Origin of the sequence: Paenibacillus sp. S150, assembly GCF_019352175.1 — a bacterium.
Taxonomy (GTDB): Bacteria; Bacillota; Bacilli; order Paenibacillales; family Paenibacillaceae; genus Paenibacillus_AQ.
Map to the genome: position 1 here is coordinate 1 of NZ_JACBYI010000009.1, position 24,764 is coordinate 24,764.

Annotated in this window: 19 protein-coding genes, 1 rRNA gene and 1 riboswitch; all 20 genes read left to right on the forward strand. The window is 54.9% G+C overall.

The annotated features are described in order from the left end of the window. Positions 1–223: 223 nt before the first annotated feature. Positions 224–340: ribosomal RNA gene (gene rrf / locus HYD27_RS11035) — 5S ribosomal RNA — on the forward strand. A 677-nt stretch (positions 341–1,017) separates the two neighbouring features. After that, positions 1,018–1,758, forward strand: coding sequence for an acyl-[acyl-carrier-protein] thioesterase (locus HYD27_RS11040; RefSeq protein WP_219214892.1), 741 nt, complete (start codon positions 1,018–1,020; stop codon positions 1,756–1,758). 35 nt (positions 1,759–1,793) lie between these two features. Beyond that, the gene (locus tag HYD27_RS11045) at positions 1,794–3,932 is read left to right on the forward strand and encodes a DNA topoisomerase III (protein ID WP_219214895.1); all 2,139 of its coding nucleotides are present in this window, start codon (positions 1,794–1,796) and stop codon (positions 3,930–3,932) included. Between the two features lie 295 nt (positions 3,933–4,227). Continuing rightward, positions 4,228–5,472, forward strand: coding sequence for an MFS transporter (locus HYD27_RS11050; protein ID WP_220101592.1), 1,245 nt, complete (start codon positions 4,228–4,230; stop codon positions 5,470–5,472). Positions 5,473–5,553: 81 nt separating this feature from the next. After that, positions 5,554–5,817 carry a DUF1294 domain-containing protein gene (locus HYD27_RS11055; protein ID WP_219214902.1) on the forward strand — a complete coding sequence of 88 codons (264 nt, stop codon included), beginning with the start codon at positions 5,554–5,556 and terminating at the stop codon, positions 5,815–5,817. 26 nt (positions 5,818–5,843) lie between these two features. Next, a complete protein-coding gene (locus tag HYD27_RS11060; protein ID WP_219214904.1) occupies positions 5,844–6,278 on the forward strand; it encodes a universal stress protein in 435 nt (144 codons plus the stop codon). A gap of 160 nt (positions 6,279–6,438) precedes the next feature. Beyond that, positions 6,439–6,540: riboswitch (purine riboswitch) on the forward strand. A 242-nt stretch (positions 6,541–6,782) separates the two neighbouring features. Continuing rightward, positions 6,783–7,268: a 5-(carboxyamino)imidazole ribonucleotide mutase gene (purE, locus tag HYD27_RS11065; RefSeq protein ID WP_219214907.1), complete on the forward strand. Its 486-nt coding sequence runs from the start codon at positions 6,783–6,785 to the stop codon at positions 7,266–7,268. Beyond that, entirely contained in the window at positions 7,265–8,638 is a 1,374-nt protein-coding gene (gene purK, locus HYD27_RS11070) for a 5-(carboxyamino)imidazole ribonucleotide synthase (protein ID WP_228745085.1), read from the forward strand. The genes purE and purK overlap by 4 nt, the downstream gene beginning before the upstream one ends. 6 nt (positions 8,639–8,644) lie before the next feature. Next, complete coding sequence (gene purB / locus HYD27_RS11075) at positions 8,645–9,940, forward strand: adenylosuccinate lyase (protein WP_219214910.1); 1,296 nt, start codon at positions 8,645–8,647, stop codon at positions 9,938–9,940. Positions 9,941–9,989: 49 nt separating this feature from the next. Continuing rightward, entirely contained in the window at positions 9,990–10,880 is an 891-nt protein-coding gene (locus HYD27_RS11080) for a phosphoribosylaminoimidazolesuccinocarboxamide synthase (protein ID WP_219214912.1), read from the forward strand. 65 nt (positions 10,881–10,945) lie between these two features. Then, a complete protein-coding gene (purS, locus tag HYD27_RS11085) occupies positions 10,946–11,191 on the forward strand; it encodes a phosphoribosylformylglycinamidine synthase subunit PurS (protein ID WP_019913657.1) in 246 nt (81 codons plus the stop codon). A 5-nt stretch (positions 11,192–11,196) separates the two neighbouring features. Continuing rightward, positions 11,197–11,886, forward strand: a complete 690-nt coding sequence (gene purQ, locus HYD27_RS11090) for a phosphoribosylformylglycinamidine synthase subunit PurQ (RefSeq protein ID WP_219214916.1) — start codon at positions 11,197–11,199, stop codon at positions 11,884–11,886. Beyond that, a complete protein-coding gene (gene purL, locus HYD27_RS11095; protein ID WP_219214921.1) occupies positions 11,864–14,110 on the forward strand; it encodes a phosphoribosylformylglycinamidine synthase subunit PurL in 2,247 nt (748 codons plus the stop codon). The genes purQ and purL overlap by 23 nt, the downstream gene beginning before the upstream one ends. Beyond that, positions 14,095–15,591 carry an amidophosphoribosyltransferase gene (gene purF, locus HYD27_RS11100; protein WP_219214925.1) on the forward strand — a complete coding sequence of 499 codons (1,497 nt, stop codon included), beginning with the start codon at positions 14,095–14,097 and terminating at the stop codon, positions 15,589–15,591. Before purL ends, purF begins: the two co-directional genes overlap by 16 nt. Before the next feature lie 876 nt (positions 15,592–16,467). Next, entirely contained in the window at positions 16,468–17,508 is a 1,041-nt protein-coding gene (purM, locus tag HYD27_RS11105; RefSeq protein WP_219214927.1) for a phosphoribosylformylglycinamidine cyclo-ligase, read from the forward strand. Further along, on the forward strand, positions 17,508–18,122 hold the full coding sequence (gene purN / locus HYD27_RS11110; protein ID WP_219215252.1) for a phosphoribosylglycinamide formyltransferase: 615 nt from the start codon (positions 17,508–17,510) through the stop codon (positions 18,120–18,122). Before purM ends, purN begins: the two co-directional genes overlap by 1 nt. Before the next feature lie 418 nt (positions 18,123–18,540). Beyond that, positions 18,541–20,088: a bifunctional phosphoribosylaminoimidazolecarboxamide formyltransferase/IMP cyclohydrolase gene (purH, locus tag HYD27_RS11115; RefSeq protein ID WP_219214929.1), complete on the forward strand. Its 1,548-nt coding sequence runs from the start codon at positions 18,541–18,543 to the stop codon at positions 20,086–20,088. Between the two features lie 23 nt (positions 20,089–20,111). Next, on the forward strand, positions 20,112–21,377 hold the full coding sequence (gene purD, locus HYD27_RS11120; protein ID WP_219214932.1) for a phosphoribosylamine--glycine ligase: 1,266 nt from the start codon (positions 20,112–20,114) through the stop codon (positions 21,375–21,377). 265 nt (positions 21,378–21,642) lie between these two features. After that, positions 21,643–22,989, forward strand: a complete 1,347-nt coding sequence (locus HYD27_RS11125; protein ID WP_228745086.1) for an SEC-C metal-binding domain-containing protein — start codon at positions 21,643–21,645, stop codon at positions 22,987–22,989. A gap of 237 nt (positions 22,990–23,226) precedes the next feature. Further along, entirely contained in the window at positions 23,227–24,645 is a 1,419-nt protein-coding gene (locus HYD27_RS11130) for a transcriptional regulator (protein WP_309242050.1), read from the forward strand. Positions 24,646–24,764 lie beyond the last annotated feature (119 nt).

Here is a 24,764-nt window from a genome sequence, read left to right on the forward strand (position 1 = left end):
TTGAAGACGACGAGGTAGATAGGTTGGAGGTGGAAGTGCAGCAATGCATGGAGCTGACCAATACTAATCGGTCGAGGGCTTATCCAAGAACATAAAACGCAGATTCGTTTCGGATTCAGTTTTCAGGAATCAAAGTCCTGATATAGCTTAAGCTGCATGTCCTTTGAGAGGACTGATCTTTTCTCGCAGCGATTTCGAGAAGCGGGAGCTTCGAAAAATCATGTTTGGTGGCGATAGCGGAGGGGTTCCACGCGTACCCATCCCGAACACGACCGTTAAGCCCTCCAGCGCCGATGGTACTTGGACCGAAGGGTCCCGGGAGAGTAGGACGCCGCCAAGCACACCGAGCCATTGTCGAGCAATCGGCAATGGCTTTTTTGTTGTTTTGGGAATTGGAGATAAGCCATGTGGAAAGTTGGAAATAAGTCAAAATACATTGTAGCGTGCTGAACCTCTGGGTTCTGCTTTGCAGGAGGAACAGTGAATTTAGGGGAGGCTAACTGATATCGCGGGGTAGGGAAGTGAAGTGGAATTAGTAAACCTAATGGACGAAAAATCCTTCGTTAGAAGGAGTTAGTGGGAAAAAGTAGACTTAATTGAAGCGCATTCCCCTGAAATGGGGGGAATCGGATGATTTAGTTATCCTTTTTCCCACTAACGCTTGCGAAAAAGGGGATGCAGGGAGAATTAAGTTCACTTTTTCCACTTGGGCTTCCCGCCGGGTGGTTTCAGCAGGCCGTCTTACACCTGAAATCCCAAACAGCTGCACTGTCCAGTTAAGGACGGTATAGCCGTTTTGTTCTTGTTTTGGTGGAAGTGTCCACGGACTACGGGTTGTGGATAGAATATGCGATGAGAAAGGCTGCACAAATCCTTATCCACATGTGGATGAGGATTTTTATTGCACATAGGTCCCGAAGTACTCCCCAGTTTAGGTGGATAGTGTAGAATAGATGTGGATACATAGGCTCTTTTTTTCTGAAATTAGTTTTCTTATGTTGCAAAGGGGATAACGTAGTGGATAATATACCTAATCTTCTGTGGACAGAGCAGTTTGTTGTCCAGTCAAGTGATACGGATTACCGATCTCAAGGCAAGCTCTCGTTCATTCTGGAAATCATGCAGCGTACAGCGGATGCCGCGGTCAATGCACTTGGTTTGAGTCTGGAGCAGATGCGGGGGGCTGGAATGGGCTGGATGCTGATTACCCTGGAGCTTGAAATACGGCGGATGCCAAGGCTTAGTGATCAGCTGACAGTTCAAACATGGAGTAAAGGAACCAAAGGGGCGTTATGGCAGCGGGATTACCGTATTTATGATATTAATCATGAAGAGGTAGCTGTAGCGCGTTCCATCTGGGCGCTGGTGGATATTGAGAAGCGGAAAATATTACGGCCTACTGCACTTCCGGTGCCTGTGATTCACTATGAGGGTGACTCTGTCGGCGCAATGCCTGATAAGGTAACAATTTCAGATCATATAAGCCTCCAGAACGCGTATAATTACCAGGTCCGGTTCTGTGGTCTGGACAGCAACTATCATTTAAATAATGCGCGGTATGGAGAGATCTGCTGCGATGCTCTTTCTTTGGAGGAATGGGGAGTCAGGGAGCTGAAGCGTTTCCGGATTACTTATGTACAAGAAGCGAGGTTCGGAGAGGAAATTCAGATCCAGCGATCAGCTTCAATCGCCGAAGGAATATTTGTCCAGGGTGCAGCAGGGGATAAATTGCTCTTTACCGCATGCCTGGAGTTTTGAAGATTTGTAATAAAGGATAGGGAATGGAGAGAGCTATGAAGGTATTGGTACTTGCGGAAAAACCGTCGGTTGCGCGTGAGATTGCGCGGGTCATGGGCTGTGCAAACAAACAGAAGAGCTATATTGAAGGACCGAGATATGTGGTTACCTGGGCTTTGGGACATTTGGTGGGCCTGGCGGAGCCGGAGGACTATAATAATAAATATGCCAGCTGGGCATTGGAGGATTTGCCAATTTTGCCGGAGAAGGCCAAGCTGAAGGTGCTGCGGGAGACGAGCCAGCAGTACAAGGCGGTGCAGCAGCTTATGAAACGGCAGGATATTGAGGAACTGATTGTTGCCACAGATGCTGCGCGTGAGGGCGAGCTGCTGGCGCGCTGGATCATGAATATGGCTGGATGGAAGAAGCCGTTCCGGCGCTTGTGGATCTCTTCGCAGACGGATAAAGCGATTAAGGAAGGGTTCGCTTCGCTCCGGCCGGGGCGGGATTTTGACCGGCTGTATGAATCGGCCCGCTGCCGGGCTGAGGCAGATTGGATGATCGGGCTTAACGTGACGCGGGCACTGACCTGCAGGTTCGGCGCTCCGCTCTCGGCAGGGAGGGTGCAGACACCGACGCTGGGCATGATTATGGACCGTGAAAGTGAAATTACCGGCTTCCGCTCCCAGGAGTATGATCAGCTTACGGCTGATTTTGGCAGCTTTCAGGCGGGCTGGCGGGCGCAGGGCGGGGATGGGCGTATTTTTGACCGGGATAAAACGGCAGTGTTGAAAGAGAAGCTTACCGGACGCAGCGGACGGATTACCAAGGTGCAAAAAAGCGAGAAGAGCGAACCGCACCCCCTGGCCTATGATCTCACTGAGCTCCAGCGTGATGCCAACCGCAAGTTCGGATTCTCGGCTAAGCAAACCTCCAGTGTGCTTCAACGGCTGTATGAGCAGCACAAGCTGGTGACTTATCCGCGTACGGACAGCCGGCATCTGACTTCGGATATGACGGGTACGCTAAAAGAAAGGCTGGACAGCGTGGCTGTTGGGCCTTACGCTGCACTAACAAGACCGCTGCTGAGGAAGCCTCTGCCGACCAGCAAGCGGATTGTGGACGACAGCAAGGTAAGTGACCACCACGCGATTATTCCTACAGAGCAGACCGTGCTGCTCAATTTGCTGGGTGCGGAGGAGCGCAAGCTCTATGATCTGATTGTCCGGCGGTTTATCAGCCTGTTCTATCCTCCGGCGCGTTACGACGCAGTAGCTGTGACGGTAAGCGTGGAGGGAGAGAGCTTCCATGTCAAAGGAACGACGGTAAAGGAAGCGGGCTGGCGCGAGGTGTACGGCGGAGATATGAGCAGCGATGACGAAGACGAGAATGCCGCAGATGAACCTGCGGCAAGCAGTGTGAAGCTGCCGGAGCTGCATGAAGGTGACCCAGTTACCATCCAGCGCTGTCTGATCCGTCCAGGCCGGACACAGCCGCCAAAGCGCTACAATGAAGCTTCACTGCTGACACAGATGGAGAAGCACGGGCTGGGAACGCCGGCTACCCGTGCCGACATTATCGAGAAGCTGGTCAGCTCGGATACCATTGAACGCCAGGGCAATCTGCTGCATCCTACAGGAAAGGGCAAGCAGCTGATTGCGCTGGTGGCTGGGCAACTGCGCACACCAGAGCTGACGGCACGCTGGGAGGGCGAATTGGAGAAGATTGCCCGCGGACAGGGAAGACCTGAGCCTTTTTTGGAGGGCATCCGCAGCATGGCCCGGGAGCTCGTGGCTGGTGTGAAGAACAGCGGTGCGGAATACAAGCCGCATAACGTTTCCAGCAGCCATTGTCCGAATTGCGGAACGCGGATGCTGGAGAAGAAGACCAAACGCGGCAAGCTTCTGGTCTGTCCGGCAGATGCTTGCGGTTATACCCGGGCGGGTGAGAAGCAGTTATCGAACCGCCGCTGTCCGCAGTGCCATAAGAAGATGGAGCTTAAAGAGGGTAAGGCCGGGCGCTATGTCCAGTGTCTTGGCTGCGGGATTACAGAAACAATGGATAAGGACCACAAGCATATCAATAAGCGCGAGCAGCAGAAGCTGGTGCAGCAGTACAGCAAACCCGAAAGTGTGGGCTCTAACTTGGGCGAGCTGCTCAAAGCAGCGATGGAAGCTAAGGAAAAGGGGAAATAAGGGGAGCAAGCGGCCTGAGCTGCAGCAGCAGCAGCAGAGAAAGGTCTGACTTGGGATGTGATAAAGACTGCCGAAAATGTTCGGCAGTCTTTATTTTGAGAGAAAATAGTATTGGAGAGAAAACAACATTGCTTGAAGAGGCTGTTACGTTTCCTGACACGAAATTCTGTGCCGCAGGCTCAGGAGAAATGTTTCAGGACTGTCCAACAAACTGTAAATATGCTTTACTTAAGGCTGTGAAGCTGGAAAGGCAGCGTTTGCGGAAAAATAGGAATGAGCGGGTGATAGTGTGGCAATGGTTCAGCAGAAAAGTAAGGGACCACAAGCAGTGGAGGTCCGGCAAAGCTGGGGCGGAAGCCGGTTTTACTTTTTAATAATAGTTTTTATGTTCTGGTTCTCTTCTTACATCTATGTTCCGGTACTCTCGCCGTATGTGGAGCATCTTGGAGCTTCCTATATCATGGTCGGCGCAGTGCTTGGGGTATACGGGCTGATGCAGATACTGTTCCGGCTGCCAATCGGCATTGTATCGGATGTGATGAATCGGCAACGGCCGTTTATCTATCTGGGGATGATCGCTAGCGGCACTAGCTGCCTGCTGTTCCTGGCCGGTGCGCACCCTGGCTGGGCGTTGGCTGCACGGGCAGTGTCCGGAATTGCAGCTTCGGCCTGGGTGGTCTATTCGGTGATGTTCGCCGGGTATTTTCCCAAAGAAGAAGCCGGCAAAGCCATGGGCATGCTGCAGTTTACAACGGTGATCGCTCAGCTGACGAGCATGATGATCAGCGGCTATATAGCAGACCACTGGGGCTGGAATGCCCCGTTTGTTATCGGTGGAGCTGTGGCGGCTGCAGCTTTGCTGCTTGTGCTCCGCTTGCCGGAGCATCGGCAGGAGAAGCGCGGGAGTGCGATCCGAATCAGAGACCTGGCAAAAGTAGTCAAAGAACCGCTGCTGGTTAAAGTTTCGCTTTTATCGGTGCTGGCGCATTGTGTGCTGTTCATTACAATGTTCGGTTATACCCCGAATCAGGCGCTTGATATCGGAGCGAGCAAGGAAAGCCTCGGCTGGCTGACTCTCGCATTCATGCTGCCTCATGCGGCAGCGACATTATACGGTTCCCGGTGGTTCGGCAGGCTGCTGGGAGACCGGGGAACCTTGCTGTTTGGTTTTGCCGGAAGTGCGCTGTTCACACTGCTGATTCCTTCAATGCCGACACTTGCGGCTCTATGCGCGACCCAGGCGGGCAATGGCTTTATGCAAGGGCTGATTTTCCCTTTGCTGCTGGGCAAATCAGTCTCCGGGGTGGCTCCGTTTAAACGGGCAACAGCGATGGGCTTCTACCAGGCGGTATACGCTATCGGCATGTCGGGAGGGCCTTTTGTGGCGGGCTGGATGAGTTCGGCCTACGGCTTGAAGGGAGGATTCTGGCTGGGAGGAATAGCGGCAGCGCTAGCGGCGGTATTGTCCTGGGTATGGATTAGAGACAGGGGTGAATCCGGCGGAAGAGGGAAAAGAGCCGGGCGGATACTTGGCAGGTGATGTTAGGATTATTGGTTTTTTGTCCAAAAGGGTAATATAATATATAGTAGATAGGATGAGTGGGAGGAGGCGCCGGGAAGGATGGTCCAGGTAGTACTGCTGTGGTTCGCACTGATTAATATCATCGGGTATGTGGTGATGTCCGAGGACAAGAACAAAGCCCGTAAAAGACGGGACCGGGTACCGGAAAAAACATTGTTTCTGCTGGCGTTCATGGGCGGAGCGCTGGGTGTGCTCATTGCCATGTACCGCAAGCGCCACAAGACCAGGCATACTTCCTTCCGGATCGGAATTCCGCTCTTGCTGCTGCTGAACATCTTGCTGTATGGTTACTTTTTGGGATAAACAAAACAGAAGAAGAGGTGGCGTACATGTTATTCTCTAAAATTTTGCTGGCCTATGACGGTTCCAAGGCTTCCAATCAGGCATTGGAGCGCGCGATCGAACTGGCTAAGGTAACTCCGGGCTCATCCCTTTACGTCGTACACGCTTTTGAATTCCCGCGGTTTTTCATCGGGGAAGCTCTCGCGCCTCTGCCGGCTTCGGTGAACAAGGATTATTACGATCTGGCGGTGCAGACCACCGACGAAGTAAAAAGCCGTCTGGAAGCGGAAGGATTGAACGCGACGGTTGAACTGCTGCAGGGCTCGCCTGCTGAAGTAATCTTGAATTACGCCAAGGAGCATGGTGCGGATGTGATCGTTATCGGCAGCCGCGGGCTCGGCGGAATCCGTGAGTTTGTTCTGGGCAGTGTAAGCCACAATGTGGTTCAGAGCGCGCGCATTCCGGTACTGGTCGTTAAATAATACATTTGCCCGGAGGAGCGCTGCTGCGTTCCCCTTTTTTCTTATAGACTGCCGGATATCAGGCGGAGCAGGGAATTCAAATGTGCCCAAAAGCGAACATTTCAACTATCATATTTGACAATGTTCGTGTTTAAGTTGACATGAAGTGTAGGCCATTGTTAAGATGAACCTATGAAGAACTCGTATAAAGCCGGGGATAAGGCCCGGAAGTTTCTACCCGGTAACCGTAAATTGCCGGACTACGAGGAAATAGGATGACTAGAACAGCCGCCAGCGCCGCCCCGGGTCCGGGGCGGCGAGCTGTGTGCTTGTCCCTGTTGCATGCCGCTGGAGCGGTGAAGACGGGCAGCTCTCCTAATTCCTGAAGTAGTCTGGGTCCACCCGCAGCAAAATGCGTCTGGAATCCGGGCTTTTTTTTTCGGAATTATGGAAAACTAAAGTGAAATAGGACAAACTTATAGCAGCTCGAGTCCGTAAATCAGGGAATGGAAGGTAGGTTGAATCATGTCTGTGCAGGTTGGTGTCATCATGGGCAGCAAATCAGATTGGGAAACGATGGAGCATGCTTGTGTGGTGCTTGAGGAGCTGGGCGTAGCGTATGAGAAAAAGGTGATCTCGGCGCACCGCACACCGGATCTCATGTTCCGCTATGCGGAGGAAGCGGCGGGCCGGGGTCTGCGCGTGATTATCGCCGGAGCGGGAGGGGCGGCGCATCTGCCGGGCATGGTGGCGGCGAAGACGCTGCTGCCTGTCATTGGTGTACCGGTGCAGTCGAAGGCGCTGAACGGACTGGATTCGCTGCTCTCCATCGTGCAGATGCCGGGCGGCATTCCGGTGGCGACAGTAGCCATTGGCCGGGCCGGAGCTACCAATGCAGGGCTTCTCGCCGCGCAGATCATCGGCGCGTTCGACCCTGAGGTGCAGAGCCGGGCGCAGCGGCGGCGCGACGCCATTCAGCGCGAAGTGCTGGAAAGCAGCGACAGCCTATGAGCTCAGAGAAGCTGAAGGCGGAGAGGCTGGAGACTCAGCCGGAAGCCTTGATGACGGACGGACGGGGACCCCAACCGGAGAAGCTGAAAGCTGGGGCTGCTGAGGTTACGGGGGAAGGAGGCCGGGAGCCGCTGCGGGCTGAGGGGATTCCGAAGACGGCTGCCGCCGCTTCGGAGGACATCGCCGCACCGGGGGCGGACACGCCCCGGACGCTGCTGCCCGGCGCGACAATCGGCGTGCTCGGCGGCGGGCAGCTCGGGCGCATGATGGCGCTGGCCGGCAGCGCCATGGGCTACCGCTTCGTGGCGCTGGACCCTGCGCCGGATGCGCCCTGCGGGCAAGTAACGCCGCAGATTACAGCGGCGTATGACGACCGGGACGCGGCGCGTGAGCTGGCGCAGCGCGCGGACGTCATCACGTACGAGTTCGAGAACGTCGACGCGGGTGTAGCCGCGCTGCTGACGAATGAATCGTACGTGCCGCAAGGCAGCGGGCTGCTGTATACGACGCAGCACCGGCTGCGCGAGAAGGCCGCCATCGAGGCGGCGGGCGTCGCCGTGGCCCCGTACCGCAAGGTCGGCAGCCTGGCGGAGCTTACGGCCGCGGCTGCCGACCTGGGCCTGCCCTGTGTGCTGAAGACAGCCACAGGGGGATATGACGGCAAGGGACAAGCCGTCATCCGCCGGGCGGAAGAGCTGGAAGCCGCCTTCCGGCAGGTAGCGCCCGGCGCTTCAGAGAGAGCCGCGCTGCCGGAGCTGGTGCTGGAGAAATTTGTCGCCTTCAAGTGCGAAATTTCTGTGGTTGCCGCCCGCAGCGCCTCCGGCGAGGTCAAGAGCTTCCCGCCCTCGGAGAACATCCACGTGAACAACATCCTGCACCTGTCCATCGTGCCTGCCAGGGTGCCGGAGCAGATTCAGCGGCGGGCCTGCGAGCTGGCTGAGCGGATTGTCACCGGGATGAACGCCGTCGGACTGCTGGCGGTGGAGATGTTCGTAACCGAAGCGGGCGAGCTGTTCGTGAATGAGCTGGCGCCGCGCCCGCATAATTCCGGGCATTATACGATGGATGCCTGCATAACCTCGCAGTTTGAGCAGCATGTGCGTGCCATCTGCAATCTGCCGCTGGGCGACACTGCGCTGCTGACTCCCGTAGTTATGGTAAATGTGCTCGGCCAGCATCTGGACGGGGCCATTCGGGCAGCCAGCACCACGGATGAAGAAGCAAACCGGCTTGGTGTAGCACCCAAGCTTCATATATATGGCAAGACTGAGAGCAAAACCGGCCGCAAAATGGGCCACATCAACCTGCTCTGCAAGGATACCGGCGACGGGCTGTCCTGGGTGGAGCAAACTAACCTTTGGAGGAACTGACCAGATATGATTGAACGTTACAGCAGACCTGAAATGCGGGCCATTTGGACCGAAGAAAATAAATTCAACGCGTGGCTGGAAGTGGAGATTTGCGCCTGCGAGGCTTGGGCCGAGCTGGGAGTGATCCCGCATGAGGATGCCGCGAAGCTGCGGAAGGATGCCAAATTCGACATCGTCCGCATTAATGAGATTGAGCTGGAAACGCGCCATGACGTCATTGCTTTTACCCGTGCGGTGTCAGAGAGCCTGGGGGCGGAGCGCAAATGGGTGCACTACGGACTCACCTCCACGGACGTTGTCGATACGGCGCTTGGTTATCTGCTTCGCCAGGCCAACGAGATCCTGGAGAAGGACATCATTAATTTCATCGGAATTCTCAAAGACAAGGCCTTAGCCTACAAGGACACACCGATGATGGGACGCACCCATGGCGTACATGCCGAGCCAACCACCTTTGGACTCAAAATGGCGCTCTGGTACGAGGAGATGAAGCGCAACCTGGAGCGGTTCCGCCATGCCGCAAACGGCGTGCAGTTTGGCAAAATCTCCGGCGCAGTCGGCACCTACGCCAATATCGACCCGTTCGTCGAAGAATTCGTCTGCCGCAAGCTGGGCACGAGTCCCGCGCCGATTTCCACACAGACGCTGCAGCGTGACCGCCACGCGGAATATATGGCTGCGCTGGCGCTGGTCGCCACTTCCCTGGACAAGTTCGCCACAGAGATCCGCGCGCTGCAAAAGAGTGAAATCCGCGAGGTGGAGGAAGCCTTTGCCAAGGGACAAAAGGGCTCGTCGGCAATGCCGCATAAACGCAATCCTATCGGCTGTGAGAATATCTCCGGTCTCTCCCGCGTGATTCGCGGCCATATGGTTACTGCTTACGAGAACGTTCCGCTGTGGCATGAACGCGATATCTCGCATTCCTCCGTGGAACGGATTATCCTGCCCGATGCGACTATGCTGCTGAACTATATGCTGAACCGCTTCGGCAACATTGTGAAGAACCTGACCGTGTTCCCGGAAAATATGAAGCGCAACATGAACCGCACCTTCGGCGTGCCGTTCTCCGGCCGCATCCTGACGAAGCTGATCGACAAAGGCTTCAGCCGCGAGCAGGCGTACGATACCGTGCAGCCCCGTGCGATGCAGGCCTGGGAGGAGCAGACCCAGTTCCGCGATATCGTTGAAGCTACACCGGAGATCACCGCTGTGCTCAGCCCGGAAGAGATTGCGGATGCGTTCAATCCGTCATGGCACCTCAAGCATGTGGACACTATCTTCCGCAAGCTGGAGCTTATTTAATAAAAGGTAAGTATATACGCAAGATCATTAGTTAAAGGGAGGAAAGGTCATGACACATCCTGCCGTATCCACGGCTGTGGATCTCGTAAATGCACCGCTGCTCTACAAAGGAAAGGTTCGCGAACTGTACGATCTGGGGGAACAGGCGCTGATCGTCGTTACGGACCGGATCTCCGCGTTCGATTATGTGCTTGACCCGGCGGTGCCGGAGAAGGGCAATGTGCTCAACCGGCTCAGCGCATTCTGGTTCGGCAAAACCAAGGAGCTTATGGAGAACCATGTCGTGCATATCGATGTGGACCAGCTTGGAGAGGCCGTGAAGGACCGGGAAGCGCTCAAGAACCGCATTATGGTTGTCCGCAAAGCGGAGCGCATTGACATTGAATGCGTAGTGCGCGGGTGCATTACCGGCGGAGGCTGGCGGCAGTATCAGGAGACCGGCAAGGTCAACGGAATCGAGCTTCCCGCTTACTTGCGCAAAAACGCAGTGCTTGCCCAGCCGATTTTCACCCCTGCGGCCAAAAACGATGTCGGACACGACGAGGATATCCCTTTTGAGAAGATGCAGGAGCTGATTGGTGCGGAGCTGGCGCTGGAGCTTAAGGAGAAGAGCCTGAAGCTGTTCGCTTTTGCCAGAGAGTATTGTGAGGAGCATGGAATCATTCTCGCGGATTGCAAATTCGAGTTCGGCCTGCTGGACGGCAAGGTTATCCTCATTGATGAGATTTTCACACCGGATGCTTCGCGCTTCTGGGCCAGGGATAAGTACGCACTGGATATTGAGATTGACAGTATGGACAAGGAGCCGGTCCGGGCGTATCTTTCCGCATCCTCCTGGGACAAGAACAGCACTCCGGACCCGCTGCCGCTGGAAGTCGTAGAAGAAACCACCCGCCGTTATCTGGATATTTATCATCGCCTTACCGGCAAGTCTTTATAGATGGCAAGCAATCATTATTAACCGCCAGGCCAAGCTCATTAAATTTTAGGAGGAACTACAAGCGTATGTTAAAAGCGACAGTCTATGTCACCATCAAAAAGAGTGTGCTCGATCCCCAAGGTGTAGCCGTGCAAGGGGCGCTGCATTCCGTAGGTTTTCAGGAAGTGGAGAGCTTGCGTATCGGCAAATATATGGAGTTGACCCTCGATACCGACAACCGCGCCGAGGCGGAAGGACGTCTGAAGGAAATGTGCGAAAAGCTGCTGGCCAACACGGTGATCGAGGATTACCGCTACGAATTGGAGGACTAAAAGTCATGAAATTTGCTGTACTTGTCTTTCCAGGCTCCAATTGTGACATTGACTGCTACAAAGCGGTGGAAGACAGCCTTGGTGAACCAGTGGATTATGTGTGGCATACGGCGACAGATCTGTCTGCCTATGACTGCATTCTCGTGCCGGGCGGCTTCTCTTATGGCGATTATCTGCGCTGCGGCGCAATTTCCCGGTTCGCTCCGGTTATGGCTGAAGTAGCCAAGGCTGCGGAGCAGGGCAAATTCGTGCTCGGCATCTGCAACGGATTCCAAATCCTGACCGAAGCCGGGCTTCTGCCGGGGGCGCTGCTTCGCAATAGTTCAATGAAATTCCGCTGTCACGACACGGTGCTTAAGGTCGTTAATAACAATACGCCTTTTACTGTTAATTATGTGAAGGATGAAGAAATTGTCATTCCCATCGCGCACGGTGAAGGCAACTATTATTGCGATGAGGAGACTTTGGCATCGCTCCGGGCCAACCATCAGATCGTATTCACATACACAGACAACCCTAACGGCTCGGTAGCCGATATTGCAGGCGTGAGCAACAAAGCGGGCAACGTGGTTGGCATGATGCCCCACCCGGAACGGGCGGCGGACAGCCTGCTTGGCTCGGAAGACGGCAAACGGATGTTCACATCCATTCTCAAGACATGGAGGGATCGTTATGACGCAGCAAGTATCCGCTAAGGAGCCGACCGCAGAGCAAATCGCGGAGCAGAAAATCTACAGCCAATTCGGTGTGTCGGACAGCGAATATGAGCTCATCACTTCTTTCATGGGCCGTAAGCCAAACTATACGGAAATCGGCGTCTTCAGCGTCATGTGGTCCGAGCACTGCGCGTACAAGAATTCCAAGCCGCTGCTGGGCCGTTTCCCTACAAGCGGACCGCGCGTGCTGATGGGACCGGGCGAAGGCGCCGGGATTGTAGACATCGGCGACAACCAGGCGGTTGTATTCAAAATCGAAAGCCACAACCATCCTTCGGCGGTAGAGCCTTATCAAGGCGCAGCTACCGGAGTGGGCGGAATTATCCGTGATATCTTCTCCATGGGAGCAAGACCGGTGGCGCTGCTGAACTCCCTGCGTTTCGGGAAGCTTGAAAGCGACCGGGTCAAATATCTGTTCGAGCATGTCGTCTCCGGTATTGCAGGCTACGGCAACTGTATCGGGATTCCGACAGTGGGCGGCGAAATTATGTTCGACGACAGCTATGACGGCAATCCGCTGGTCAATGCCATGTGCGTCGGCCTTATTGATCATGACAAAATCCAGCGCGGTGTCGCCAAAGGCGTAGGCAATCCCGTGTTCTATGTAGGTCCTCCTACCGGACGCGACGGGATTCACGGCGCAACCTTCGCTTCCGTAGAGCTGAGTGAGGAATCGGAAGCCAAGAAAACCGCGGTGCAGGTCGGCGATCCGTTTATGGAAAAGCTGGTTATGGAATCCTGCCTGGAGCTGATCGACAGCGGCATCGTGCTTGGCATTCAGGATATGGGCGCAGCCGGGCTGACCTGCTCCAGTGCCGAAATGGCAAGTAAAGCGGGCAACGGGCTGGAGCTGTATCTGGACCAGGTGCCACAGCGCGAAGACGGCATGACACCTTACGAAATGATGCTGTCCGAATCGCAAGAGCGGATGCTGTTTGTCGTTGAACCCAAGGATGAGGCGCAGGCGCAGGAGATTTTTGACCGCTGGGGCGTCATTTGCCGCAAAGTGGGGAAGGTAACGGATGACGGCCGTCTGAAGCTGTTCCATCACGGCGAGGTTGTCGGAGACATGCCGGTAACAGCTCTTGTTGACGAATGTCCGATCTATAAAAAACCATCCGCAGTTCCGGCTTACTATGAAGAGAACGCATCGGTTGACACACTGCGTTATGAGGAAGTGACCGATCTGGGCGGTGCGCTGCATACCGTGCTGGCTTCGCCAACCGTTGCAAGCAAAGCTTGGGTATATAACCAATATGACTACATGGTGCGGACCAGCACGGCGGTTCGTCCCGGTTCTGATGCTGCTGTGGTAACCATTCACGGCACACGCAAGGGCCTGGCCATGACCACGGACTGCAACGGACGTTATGTCTATCTGGACCCTGAAGTCGGCGGACGCATCGCTGTCAGTGAAGCCGCCCGCAACATTGTTTGCTCCGGGGCGAAGCCGCTGGCGATTACGGACAACCTGAACTTCGGCAGTCCGGAGAAGCCGGAGATTTTCTGGCAAATGGAACGTGCGGTAGAAGGAATGGCTGAAGCCTGCCGTGTCCTGGACACGCCGGTTATCGGCGGAAATGTCAGCCTGTACAATGAAAATGCATCCGGAGCGATCTACCCGACACCGGTTGTCGGCATGGTCGGACTGGTCGAGGATACCGATCACATTACAACACAGGCCTTCAAGCAGGAGGGCGACGCCATTCTGCTGCTGGGTGTAACCAAAGCGGAGCTTGGCGGCAGTGAATTCCAATATGCCGTCCACGGACTGACGGAAGGGCGTCCGCCGGCGCTTGATCTGGCTGCAGAGCAGAAGCTGCTGGATGCCGTGCTTGGCACAATTCGCGACGGTTTGGTCCGCTCGGCGCATGACCTCTCTGAAGGCGGCTTGGCGGCAGCGCTGGCAGAGAGCTGTATCAGCGGCTCCATCGGTGCGAATGTGGAGCTGTCCGCAGGCGGACTGCGCCCGGATGTGGCGTTGTTCAGCGAGAGCCAGTCCCGTATCGTATTGACATCGGCGCCTGAACATGCGGAAGAGCTGAAAGCGGCGGTTGCCGCTTACGGCGTGCCGGTAGAAATCATCGGAACTGTGGGCGGAGACAGGCTGCGTGTATCCCTGGATGGCACATCCTTACTGGACGAAGCTGTAGCTGCATTAAAAACCACTTGGGAGGATGCTATTCCATGTCTTATGAAATAAAGACCGGGAACGAGCAGGAGACCCCTATCCTGTGGACCGGCGACTTTTACAATGAAGGAACGGGCTCGGGAGATATTTTTGATACGCTGAAAGAAGAATGCGGCGTCTTTGGGGTCTTCGGACACCCGGAAGCCGCTTCCATGTCATATTACGGCCTGCACGCCCTGCAGCACCGTGGAGAAGAGAGCGCGGGCATTTGCGTGGCAGACGGGCGCGATTTCAACTACCACCGCGGCATGGGGTTGGTCAAAGAAGTGTTCGACAAAGACAAAATCGCCTCACTGATCGGCAACATGTCCATTGGCCATGTACGCTATTCCACCAGCGGCGACAGCAGGCTGACCAACGCGCAGCCGCTGGTCTTCAAATACCGCGACGGGGATCTGGCGATTGCCACCAACGGGAATATAGTCAATGAGCCCCTGATCCGCAAGCAGCTGGAGCAAGGCGGTTCCATCTTCCAGACCACAAGCGACACGGAAGTGCTGGCACATCTGATTGCGCGTTCGCAGAAGGATTTTGTCGAAGCGACCAAGGATGCGCTGCAGCAGCTGGTGGGCGGCTTCGCCTTTCTGCTGATGACCAATGACAAGCTGATCGTAGCTTCCGACCCGCATGGCCTGCGCCCGCTGGTTATGGGACGTGTAGGCGAAGCCTACGTATTCGCTTCGGAATCCTGTGCGCTGGAAGTCATCGGCGCCAAGTTCGTCCGTGACATTGAACCGGGCGAGCTGCTGGTGCTTGACCAGAACGGCTTCCTGGAAGACCATTTTGCCGAGCCGCAGCGCAAGGCGCTGTGTGCGATGGAATATATCTATTTTGCCCGGCCGGACAGCGATCTGAACGGCTCCAACCTGCACTCCGCCCGCAAGCGGATGGGCAGCCGCATGGCGCTGGAAGCCTTCGTTGACGCCGATATCGTAACCGGCGTCCCGGATTCCAGTATCTCGGCGGCCATCGGCTACGCCGAGCAGACCGGCATCCCCTATGAGCTTGGCCTGATCAAGAACAAATACACCGGCCGGACTTTCATTCAGCCGAGCCAGGAGCTGCGCGAGCAGGGCGTGAAGATGAAGCTCAGCGCGGTGCGCCGCGTCGTTGAAGGACAGCGCGTGGTCATGATTGACGATTCCATCGTGCGCGGAACGACCTCGCGGCGGATCGTCAATCTGCTGCGCGAAGCCGGAGCGACCGAGGTGCATGTGCGGATCACCTCGCCGCCGTTCAAGAACCCTTGCTTCTACGGTATCGACACACCGGACCGCCGCGAGCTGATTGCTTCCTACAAGACCATTGAAGAAATGTGCGAGGAGATCAACGCCGATTCGCTGGCGTTCCTCTCGCCGGAAGGCCTGATCCATTCGATCAGCGGCTATAACAGCGGTGATTACAAGGGTGGTCTGTGCCTCTCCTGCTTCGATAACGATTATCCGACGCAGGTGGATTTCGGCGGGGAAGAGAAGGACGGGTGTTCGTGTTGACATCCCCCTAAGTCCCCCTTGCAAAGGGGGATTCCGAAGGGCGCTGCCCTCCGGCCACCCGAAAGCTTGGCGGTAGGAGTTTGCTTTTAACTTTCTAAGATTGCGTGGGTGCGGGTGCCCGCTTTGTCCTGCGGACACGCTTTACGGCGCACCGGAAGCGCACGGCTTCGCCCCGTGCGCGAAAAGCAGGAGCCCCCCGGCCTGTTTGCTCCGCAAAAGCGGGGGTGCTCTCGCTAAAGGGGGCGCACGGCTTCGCCCCGTGCGCGAAAAGCAGGAGCCCCGGCCTGTTTGCTCCGCAAAAGCGGGGGTGCTCTCGCAAAAGGGGGCGCACGGCTTTGCCCCGTGCGCGAAAAGCAGGAGCCCCTGGCCTGTTTGCTCCGCAAAAGCGGGGGTGCTCTCGCAAAAGGGAGCGCACGGCTTCGCCCCGTGCGCGAAAAGCAGGAGCCCCTGGCCTGTTTGCTCCGCAAAAGCGGGGGTGCTCTCGCTAAAGGGGGCGCACGGCTTCGCCCGTGCGCGAAAAGCAGGAGCCCCCTGGCCTGTTTGCTCCGCAAAAGCGGGGGTGCTCTCGCTAAAGGAGGCGCTTGGCTTCGCCAAAAGCGCAGACTGACTGCCTCCGTGCAAGGCGCGTTAAATCGGCTTGCGGCGGGGTTTGAATCCGGTGGTTGGAGTGATGGAGAGGAAGTTTGGAACTGTAGGAGCGATAGCGTTCGCCTTTATGTTTGGATTTCTGCCGCCGCAGCGGTTCAAATCAAGGAAATCCAAACATAACAGCGACCGGAAGTCCAAACATTCCTTGTAATCATGAATATAACCACCAATCAAATCCCTGCCGCCCCGACTACGCGCTCTAAACTAATTTAAATGAGGTGTCCAAAAGTGTCGGAAGCTTATAAAAATGCCGGAGTGGATATTGCGGCTGGCAATGAAGCGGTAGAACGCATGAAAAAGCATGTGAAGCGCACATACCGTCCGGAAGTGATGACAGAGCTGGGCGGCTTTGGTGCGCTCTTCGGTCTCAATAAAGACAAGTATGAAGAGCCGGTGCTCGTATCGGGTACCGACGGCGTGGGCACGAAGCTCAAAATCGCTTTCGCGGCCGACCGCCACGACACGATTGGCATCGACGCTGTCGCTATGTGTGTGAATGATATTGTGGTGCAGGGTGCCGAGCCGTTATTCTTCCTCGACTATCTGGCCTGCGACAAGGTTGTGCCGGAGAAGATTGAGGCAATTGTTGCCGGAATCGCCGAAGGCTGCCACCAGGCAGGCTGTGCGCTGATCGGCGGCGAAACGGCGGAGATGCCGGGCATGTATTCGGCGGGCGAATATGATATCGCCGGCTTCACGGTAGGTGTGGCCGACAAAGCCAAGCTGGTAACCGGTGCGGATATTGCGCCGGGAGATACCGTAATTGGCCTGGCTTCCAGCGGCGTACACAGCAACGGATTCTCGCTGGTGCGTAAGCTTCTGCTGGAGAAGGACGGCTATGAACTGAACGATGTGGTTCCCGAGCTGGGTGCTCCGCTTGCGGATGTGCTGCTGGCACCCACAAAAATCTATGTGAAGCCGCTGCTGGCGCTGCTGGAGCAGCTGCCGGTCAAAGGCATGGCGCATATTACCGGAGGCGGGTTCATTGAGAACATTCCGCGTGTGCTGCCGGACGGTGTGAACGTGGAAATTAACTACGGCTCCTGGCCGGTCCTGCCGATCTTCGATTTGCTGCAGAAGAGGGGCAAGGTGAGCAACCGCGATATGTTCACCACCTTTAATATGGGGGTGGGGCTGGTGCTGGTTGTGGCTGCAGCAGATGGAGAACGTGCATTGGAGCTGCTGAAAGCGAGCGGCGAAGAAGCGTACCGGATTGGAACTGTCACGGAAGGGGAACGCATCGTTACCTTTACGGGGGCTGACGTGTGATGCAATGGAGCCGGATCGCTGTTTTTGCCTCCGGGCAAGGCAGTAATTTTGCTGCACTGGCAGAGGCTGAGAGGGCAGGGCAGCTTGGCGGTGGGCGCATCGAGCTGCTGGTGTCCGACAGGCCGGAAGCGCCTGTGGCCCGGCGCGCGGAGGCAGCGGGTATTCCCTCCCTCCTGCTGAGGCCGAAGGACTTCGCAAGCCGGGAGCTCTATGAAGCGGGAATTGTAGCTGAACTGCAGCGCAGGAACATTGGACTTATCGTTCTCGCAGGATATATGCGGCTGATTAGCCCTGTGCTGCTTGAACCCTATGCCGGGCGGATCATTAACATCCATCCTTCGCTTTTACCGGCCTTTGCCGGGAAAGATGCCATTGGCCAGGCACTGGATTACGGCGTAAAGCTGACAGGGGTGACGGTTCATTTTGTCGATGGCGGCATGGATACCGGGCCGGTTATCGCCCAGCGGAGTCTTGCGGTGGAGGCTGGCGATACCGCCGAATCGCTGGCAGAACGTATCCACCGGGTAGAATACGAGCTGTATCCTGCGGTCGTGGCTGCTCTTGCCGCGGGAAAAGTCGAACTGGACGGCAGAAGGGCGATTATCCGCGCATAGCGGCAAGCCAGGACAGCCTAAATTGCACCGGGCACAGCAACATCCAGCTTACCGCTGCAGGCTTATGACTCCATCCGACAGATGAAGCCGAGCCGATCGTTTTTGAACATAAGATGCCGGAACAGGAGCCTGTGCCATTCGCCATATTGCAACGGATACTGCCTGCACGGAGGATTTATCGACTTTCTCAGACAATGCCATGCCGTTCCGATATTTCTCGGGAAATATTGCACAAGCGGATGACGAAGTGTCGAGAAGCCGCGTTTTTTGGTTTGAGATTGCCTGGGAGCCCATGTCAGCAGCGCAGGTTTCAACTGGATTTCCATTATAGCTTGTGAGAGAAGCTTCCCATGGCAGAGCTGCATTAATGCTTCACCGCAAACTAATTCAGATTTATCCAAGAGGAGGACTAATCAAAGTGAGTATCAAAAGAGCGCTGGTCAGCGTATCGGACAAACAGGGCATCGTGGATTTTTGCCGCGAGTTGTCCGCATTGGGCGTAGAAATCATCTCCACAGGCGGCACTAGCAGCCTTTTGGCCAAAGAAGGCGTGCCGGTCATCGGCATTTCCGATGTGACAGGGTTCCCGGAAATTATGGACGGACGCGTTAAAACGCTGCATCCCGCCGTACACAGCGGCCTTTTGGCGGTTCGTGACAACGAGGAGCATACGCGGCAGATGCAGGAGCTGGGTCTGGACTATATTGATCTGGTAGTAGTTAATTTGTATCCGTTCGCGGAGACGATTGCCAAACCGGATGTGTCTTATGAGGAAGCCATCGAAAACATCGATATCGGCGGACCCACCATGCTGCGTTCAGCCGCGAAGAATCATGCTTTTGTCAGTGTGGTTGTAGATGCTGCCGATTATGCCGCTGTGCTTGAAGAAGTGCGGGCGGGCGGAGATACTTCGCTGGAAACCCGCAAACGCCTTGCGGCAAAAGTGTTCCGCCACACGGCGGCTTATGATGCGCTGATTTCCGATTATCTGGCTAACGTTACCGGCGAGCCGCTGCCGGAGCGCTATACTGTAACTTACGAGAAGATTCAGAATTTGCGTTACGGGGAGAATCCGCACCAGAAAGCAGCCTTCTACCGCAAGCCTCTGGCTGCGCAGGATACCCTGACGGCAGCAGAGCAGCTGCACGGCAAAGAGCTGTCCTACAATAACATCAACGATGCCAACGCGGCACTGCAGATTGTGAAGGAATTTGAAGAACCGGCTGTTGTTGCAGTTAAGCATATGAATCCTTGCGGTGTCGGCGTAGGGGCAAGTGTATATGAGGCTTATCAAAAAGCCTACAACGCCGATCCGACCTCTATCTTTGGCGGGATTGTGGCCGCGAACCGGATCATCGATGCGGATACAGCGAATATGCTGAAGGATATTTTCCTGGAAATCGTACTGGCCCCGGGGTTTTCAGAAGAAGCACTGGACATTCTCACGAAGAAAAAGAATATCCGTCTGCTCAAGCTCGGCAATCTCAGCACTGCTGCTGCCCGCAAATCCAGTTATGTGGTGACCTCCATTGAAGGCGGCATGGTGGTACAGGAGAGCGATGTGCATTCCGTCAATCCTGAAGAGCTGAAGGTTGTGACAGACCGCCAGCCTACAGAGGAAGAATTGAAGCAGCTGCTGTTCGGCTGGAAGGTCGTGAAGCATGTGAAGTCCAACGCCATCGTGCTGGCTGCGGATGATATGACGGTAGGGGTGGGTGCCGGACAGATGAACCGTGTCGGTGCGGCCAAGATTGCCATTGAACAGGCCGGAGAGAAGTCCAAAGGCGCTGTGCTGGCATCCGATGCCTTCTTCCCGATGGGGGATACCCTGGAGATGGCGGCAAAGGCTGGAATTACCGCGGTTATTCAGCCGGGAGGCTCCATCAAGGACGAAGAGTCGATTAAGGTCGCCAATGAATATGGTATTGCCATGGTCTTTACCGGCGTTCGCCATTTCAAACACTAGAACGCTGGGAGGGCTTCATGTCTATGGATATTTTAGTTGTAGGCGGCGGTGGCCGGGAGCATGCAATTATCTGGAGCCTGTCCCGCAGCTCCAAAGCCGGTAAAATCTACTGTGCACCCGGCAACGCCGGGATTGCGCAGCTCGCGGAATGCGTGCCGATCGGCGTGTTCGAATTCGATAAGCTGACCGCATTTGCCGAAGAAAAGAAGATCGACTATGTCGTCATCGGACCGGATGATCCGCTGGCGGCAGGCATAGTCGATGCGTTTGAAGCGCATAATATTGCTGTATTCGGCCCGCGCAGGAATGCGGCGGAAATTGAAGGCAGCAAGACCTTTATGAAGGACCTGCTGCATAAATACAGTATTCCTACCGCAGCTTATGAGAAGTTCAGCGATTATGAAGCGGCGCTGGCGTATTTGCGCAGCCAGGGGCTGCCGATTGTAATCAAGGCGGACGGGCTGGCGGCAGGCAAGGGTGTAACCGTAGCCTATTCGCGCGAAGAAGCGGAGCTTGCCCTGCGGAATATCATGGTGACCAAGGTATTCGGGGAAGCCGGCGCCCAGGTTGTCATCGAGGAGTTTCTTGCCGGACAGGAAATGTCGATTCTCGCCTTTGTCGATGGAGAGACTGTGCGTCCGATGGCCGCTGCCCAGGACCATAAGCCTGTGTTTGACGGAGACAAAGGACCCAACACCGGCGGAATGGGCACCTATTCGCCTCTGCCGCATATTGACGATGACATTGTACAGGAAGCAGTGGAGACCATAATTAAGCCAACCGCCCGGGCGATGGTGGCTGAAGGCCGTCCATTCAGCGGCGTATTGTTTGCCGGACTGATGATCTCGCCGGACGGCAAGCCGAAGACCATTGAATTCAACGCCCGGTTTGGCGATCCCGAGACACAGGTCGTTCTTCCGAGGCTGAAGAGCGACCTGCTGGAGATTTTCCTCGCTGTCACCGAGGGCAGGCTGGCGGATATCGACATCGAATGGAGCGGGGATGCGGCGGTATGCGTAGTCTTGGCTTCTGAAGGTTATCCCGGACCGTATCCCAAGGGAGTGCCGATCTCCGGTCTTGAAGACAGTTCAAATGAACTGGTTTTTCATGCCGGAACCGCGCGTGCTGAAGACGGGACCTGGGTGACGAACGGCGGGCGGGTGCTTGGGGTTGTCGGCATGGGTGCAAGCATTGCCGAAGCGCGTTCAGCGGCCTATGACACCGCGGCGAGAATTTCATTTCCCGGAATGCACAGCCGCAGCGATATCGCCATGAAGGCACTTGTCTGAGGACAAAGAACTGTATTACAGCAATTTTTTACGCTATTAGTCCTAAAAAAGGACTGACAAGTGATAGAAGAAGTGCTATAATACAACTCGTACGGGGGAAAATGTGCGGATATATACAGATAGAGGGTCTTTCCTTTCAGGAAAGGCCTTTTTTAAAATTATGAGAATTGATATGCTTCACACCATAAATTATTCTTCTGATTCTTGCAGAAACGGCCCCGTCCTTTGATATCTCTAATACTTAAATAGCGATGCGCTCATGCCAATGGTTTGTTACAGATTTAAGGGGGAATTACTTTTGAGTAAGGTTGGAAGAAATGACTTGTGCCCATGCGGAAGCGGGAAAAAATATAAGAAATGCTGCCTGGATAAGGAAAATTCTGTTGTGGAATCCATATTGCGGCTGGTAACAACGGAGGAGGCAGCCGCGCAAGAGACGGCAGCCGTTCTGCCGGAAATGAAGCTGCCGGACCAGGAGGCTGCGATTCGGCCGGAGAGCAAGCTTACCTTGACCAAGCTGAAAAAGATGGTGTCGCGTGAAATGAATTGGGAGCATCCGGCCCATGAGCAGCTGGCCTTGCAGCTTATCGAGAGCATGAGGAACCAGTATGAGCGGGAGCTGATCTTTGAAGCTCTGGTGCTGTGGAATGGCTATTCCCGCCAGAACAGACCTGCAGTGAAGAAAACAGGCTCATTCTGTGCGGCTATTGAGTATCTGCTGTCCGAGGAATATGGCTTCAATATTTCGCAGGCTGAGCTTGCCGGCAAATATGAGGTTACGGCCGCTACGATTTCACGCAAGGTAAAAGAAATGCTTAACTATATCGAGGAGTACGGCATGGGCGGCGAGGCAGACGAGCTTCTGACGCTGAACGGCCCGGGCACGCCCAAGGACAAGGCTCAGGCTCTGCTGTACAAGGCCATGGAAGCGACTTCTTCGAAACGGAGAATTCAGCTGGCGGAAACAGCGCTGGAAATGTATCCCGACAGCTCGGATGCTTATCTTATCCTGGCTGAGGAATCGGAGAATGAACATGACGCGCGGGCTTATCTCAAGGCGGGAATTGCTGCAGGGGAACGTGAGCTGGGGGAATTGTTTTTTGAGAGGAATAAAGGGTACTTCTGGGATCTTCACGAGACCCGCCCATACATCCGGATTTGTAAAAGCTATGCCGAATCCTGCTGGTTCGGCGGGAATGCCGAAGAAGCCGCGCAGATTCTGGAGCATATCCTGGAGCTGAATACGGAAGACAATACCGGTGCTCGCTACCTGCTCGCCGCTGTGTACCTGTACAGCAACCAGTTGGAGCAGGCAGAGCAGGTGCTGGAGAAGTATGGCAAGGATGATGCCGCCGCCGCTTTTTCCTATGACCGGATCATTCTGGAGTACAAGAAAAACGGAATCACCTCCCAGCTCAAAATGCTGTACCGCGTGGCGCGGGGAGTGAACAAGCATGTGCCCGATTATCTGCTGGGCGTGAAGCGCCTGCCGCATAACCTCCCTGATTTTGTCGGAATGGGTGATTTCAATGAAGCGATCGAATATGTTATTATGCACTCCCGTTTATGGGCGAGCGTGCCGGATCTGCTCAAGTGGATGCTGAAGCAATAGGGAAAAACGTTTTAAATACGGATCACAGCCGGCTGCGGCTGTGATTTTTTTGCTTTTATAGCTAAATTCCACGCGAAAAATAGCGAATTATATACCATTATGCAGAAAAAAGAAGAACGAAAAAAAAGAATTGACCTGGACAGAAATCGTGGTTATATTTGTAATATATTAGAATATATTATCAAATGCTAGCGAAGCTGCGGCGGGGATTTCGGCATTGTGAAGCGTTTCTAAGGGGTGGTTTCTTTGAACCATGCAACTACGATTCGCACCGAGCTGGAGAGTTTTATCGAACGCGAGGCTCTGAGCTTCAGCCAGTTGGGAAGGCTGGCGGGACTCAACGCTGGTACGGTGAGCTCCATTATGAAAGGCAACCGGATTATGGCCGTCGATCAATTGGACCGGATGACTGCAGTGCTGGGACACGATCAAGGTCACTTTTACGAGCAGTACATTCAGGAATGTATGGTTGAAGCCGTACCGAATTGGCGCAGAGTCAAGCCCTTTTTATACCGCTGTGCAGAGCTGGACAAGCTGAATTGCATCAAGCAGATCCTGCCGCTGCTGTTGGATAATCTGACCTATTCTCCGTTGCTGTTTGAAGTTGCCGAGGATTTTTTTACCGAAGGCAAGCACGCTGCGGCCGCTCTGCTCTATGAGAGTGTAGCCCTCAGCGAGCGAAGGCAGCATTCAGAACGGCTGGCCTTTTGCCAGTACCGCCTGTTTACGCTCCGGCTAAGCGATAATCAGGAGGACAATCTCCAGTGTGCGCTCCAGTTTGAGCCTTTTGTGGACAGGCTTGACGAGATAGACCAGCTTGATGCGTTAAGGGATCTGGCTAATACGTACCGTTCGCTGAGACGCTGGGACAAGGTGGAACGGATAGCCGAGGAGATGGGACGACTGGCTGAAATCCAGCTGGCCGCTCCAAGCCAGCCTTCCAGAGCAAGGGAGGAGTCCTGCAAGAAGCCAAAGAAGCCGTTGTTTGTATATTTGGCCTTCTCTTATCTGCTTCGTGGAAGCGTCTGTAATGCCAGGGGCGATCATGAGCAAGAGCTGCAATATACATACGCCTATCAAGACTTGAGTTGGGTCAAGGAAACTGACGAGGAAACCTTGCATTGGCTGACGCTGTATAAAGGATGGGCAGAGGCAAACATGTATGTGTCCAAGCTGATGCGCGGGGATGAAAGCGTGCTTGCCGATTACGTAGCCTATATCGAACAGAACAAGGACGAACTCCTGGTTGGCTTATTAAACATTACAGAGGCGGCCAATCTGTTTGATCTCAATGTGGATCACATCCTGCAGTTTTTTGACTCCGAAATCAATGGCTATATGCAGATCAGGCATCAGGAGGCTGTGGGTGTATATACGAAGCAAGTGGTCTCCGAGCAGCATGCCCGTTTTCTGTATGGGGTTGCCCATTATTATCTGCGGCAAGGCCTGTACCTGATGGGTTTTGAATACTTATTGGCCAGTCTGTCCACATCATCGCTGATCAATAATGAAACTCGTATTCTTACCTGTGTGAGATTATTCGAGAAATACAGAGCGCTGGCATCCCAAGAAACGCAAAATAGATATCAGAACCTATTAAAAGAGGAGGAAGAAGAACATGAAAAGAAAATTGGCATCCCTGTTGGTCGCAGTTAGCTTTGCCCTGGTGCTGGTTATTCCAATTTCTGCAGCAGTGAATCATTCCTTCAGCATTGCGGCTGACTTTCATGGGGGTTAATCTATCACTATAGTTCTGGAGTTAACAATATACTTGG

Coding starts and splice junctions, on each gene's coding strand:
- HYD27_RS11060 (WP_219214904.1), top strand. CDS start 5,844: ATGTTATTCTCTAAAATTTTGCTGGCCTATGACGGTTCCAAGGCTTCC.
- purB (WP_219214910.1), top strand. CDS start 8,645: ATGATTGAACGTTACAGCAGACCTGAAATGCGGGCCATTTGGACCGAA.
- purD (WP_219214932.1), top strand. CDS start 20,112: ATGGATATTTTAGTTGTAGGCGGCGGTGGCCGGGAGCATGCAATTATC.
- purF (WP_219214925.1), top strand. CDS start 14,095: ATGTCTTATGAAATAAAGACCGGGAACGAGCAGGAGACCCCTATCCTG.
- purL (WP_219214921.1), top strand. CDS start 11,864: ATGACGCAGCAAGTATCCGCTAAGGAGCCGACCGCAGAGCAAATCGCG.
- purK (WP_228745085.1), top strand. CDS start 7,265: ATGAGCTCAGAGAAGCTGAAGGCGGAGAGGCTGGAGACTCAGCCGGAA.
- HYD27_RS11055 (WP_219214902.1), top strand. CDS start 5,554: ATGGTCCAGGTAGTACTGCTGTGGTTCGCACTGATTAATATCATCGGG.
- HYD27_RS11125 (WP_228745086.1), top strand. CDS start 21,643: ATGGTTTGTTACAGATTTAAGGGGGAATTACTTTTGAGTAAGGTTGGA.
- purQ (WP_219214916.1), top strand. CDS start 11,197: ATGAAATTTGCTGTACTTGTCTTTCCAGGCTCCAATTGTGACATTGAC.
- purN (WP_219215252.1), top strand. CDS start 17,508: ATGCAATGGAGCCGGATCGCTGTTTTTGCCTCCGGGCAAGGCAGTAAT.
- HYD27_RS11050 (WP_220101592.1), top strand. CDS start 4,228: ATGGTTCAGCAGAAAAGTAAGGGACCACAAGCAGTGGAGGTCCGGCAA.
- purS (WP_019913657.1), top strand. CDS start 10,946: ATGTTAAAAGCGACAGTCTATGTCACCATCAAAAAGAGTGTGCTCGAT.
- HYD27_RS11080 (WP_219214912.1), top strand. CDS start 9,990: ATGACACATCCTGCCGTATCCACGGCTGTGGATCTCGTAAATGCACCG.
- HYD27_RS11045 (WP_219214895.1), top strand. CDS start 1,794: ATGAAGGTATTGGTACTTGCGGAAAAACCGTCGGTTGCGCGTGAGATT.
- purE (WP_219214907.1), top strand. CDS start 6,783: ATGTCTGTGCAGGTTGGTGTCATCATGGGCAGCAAATCAGATTGGGAA.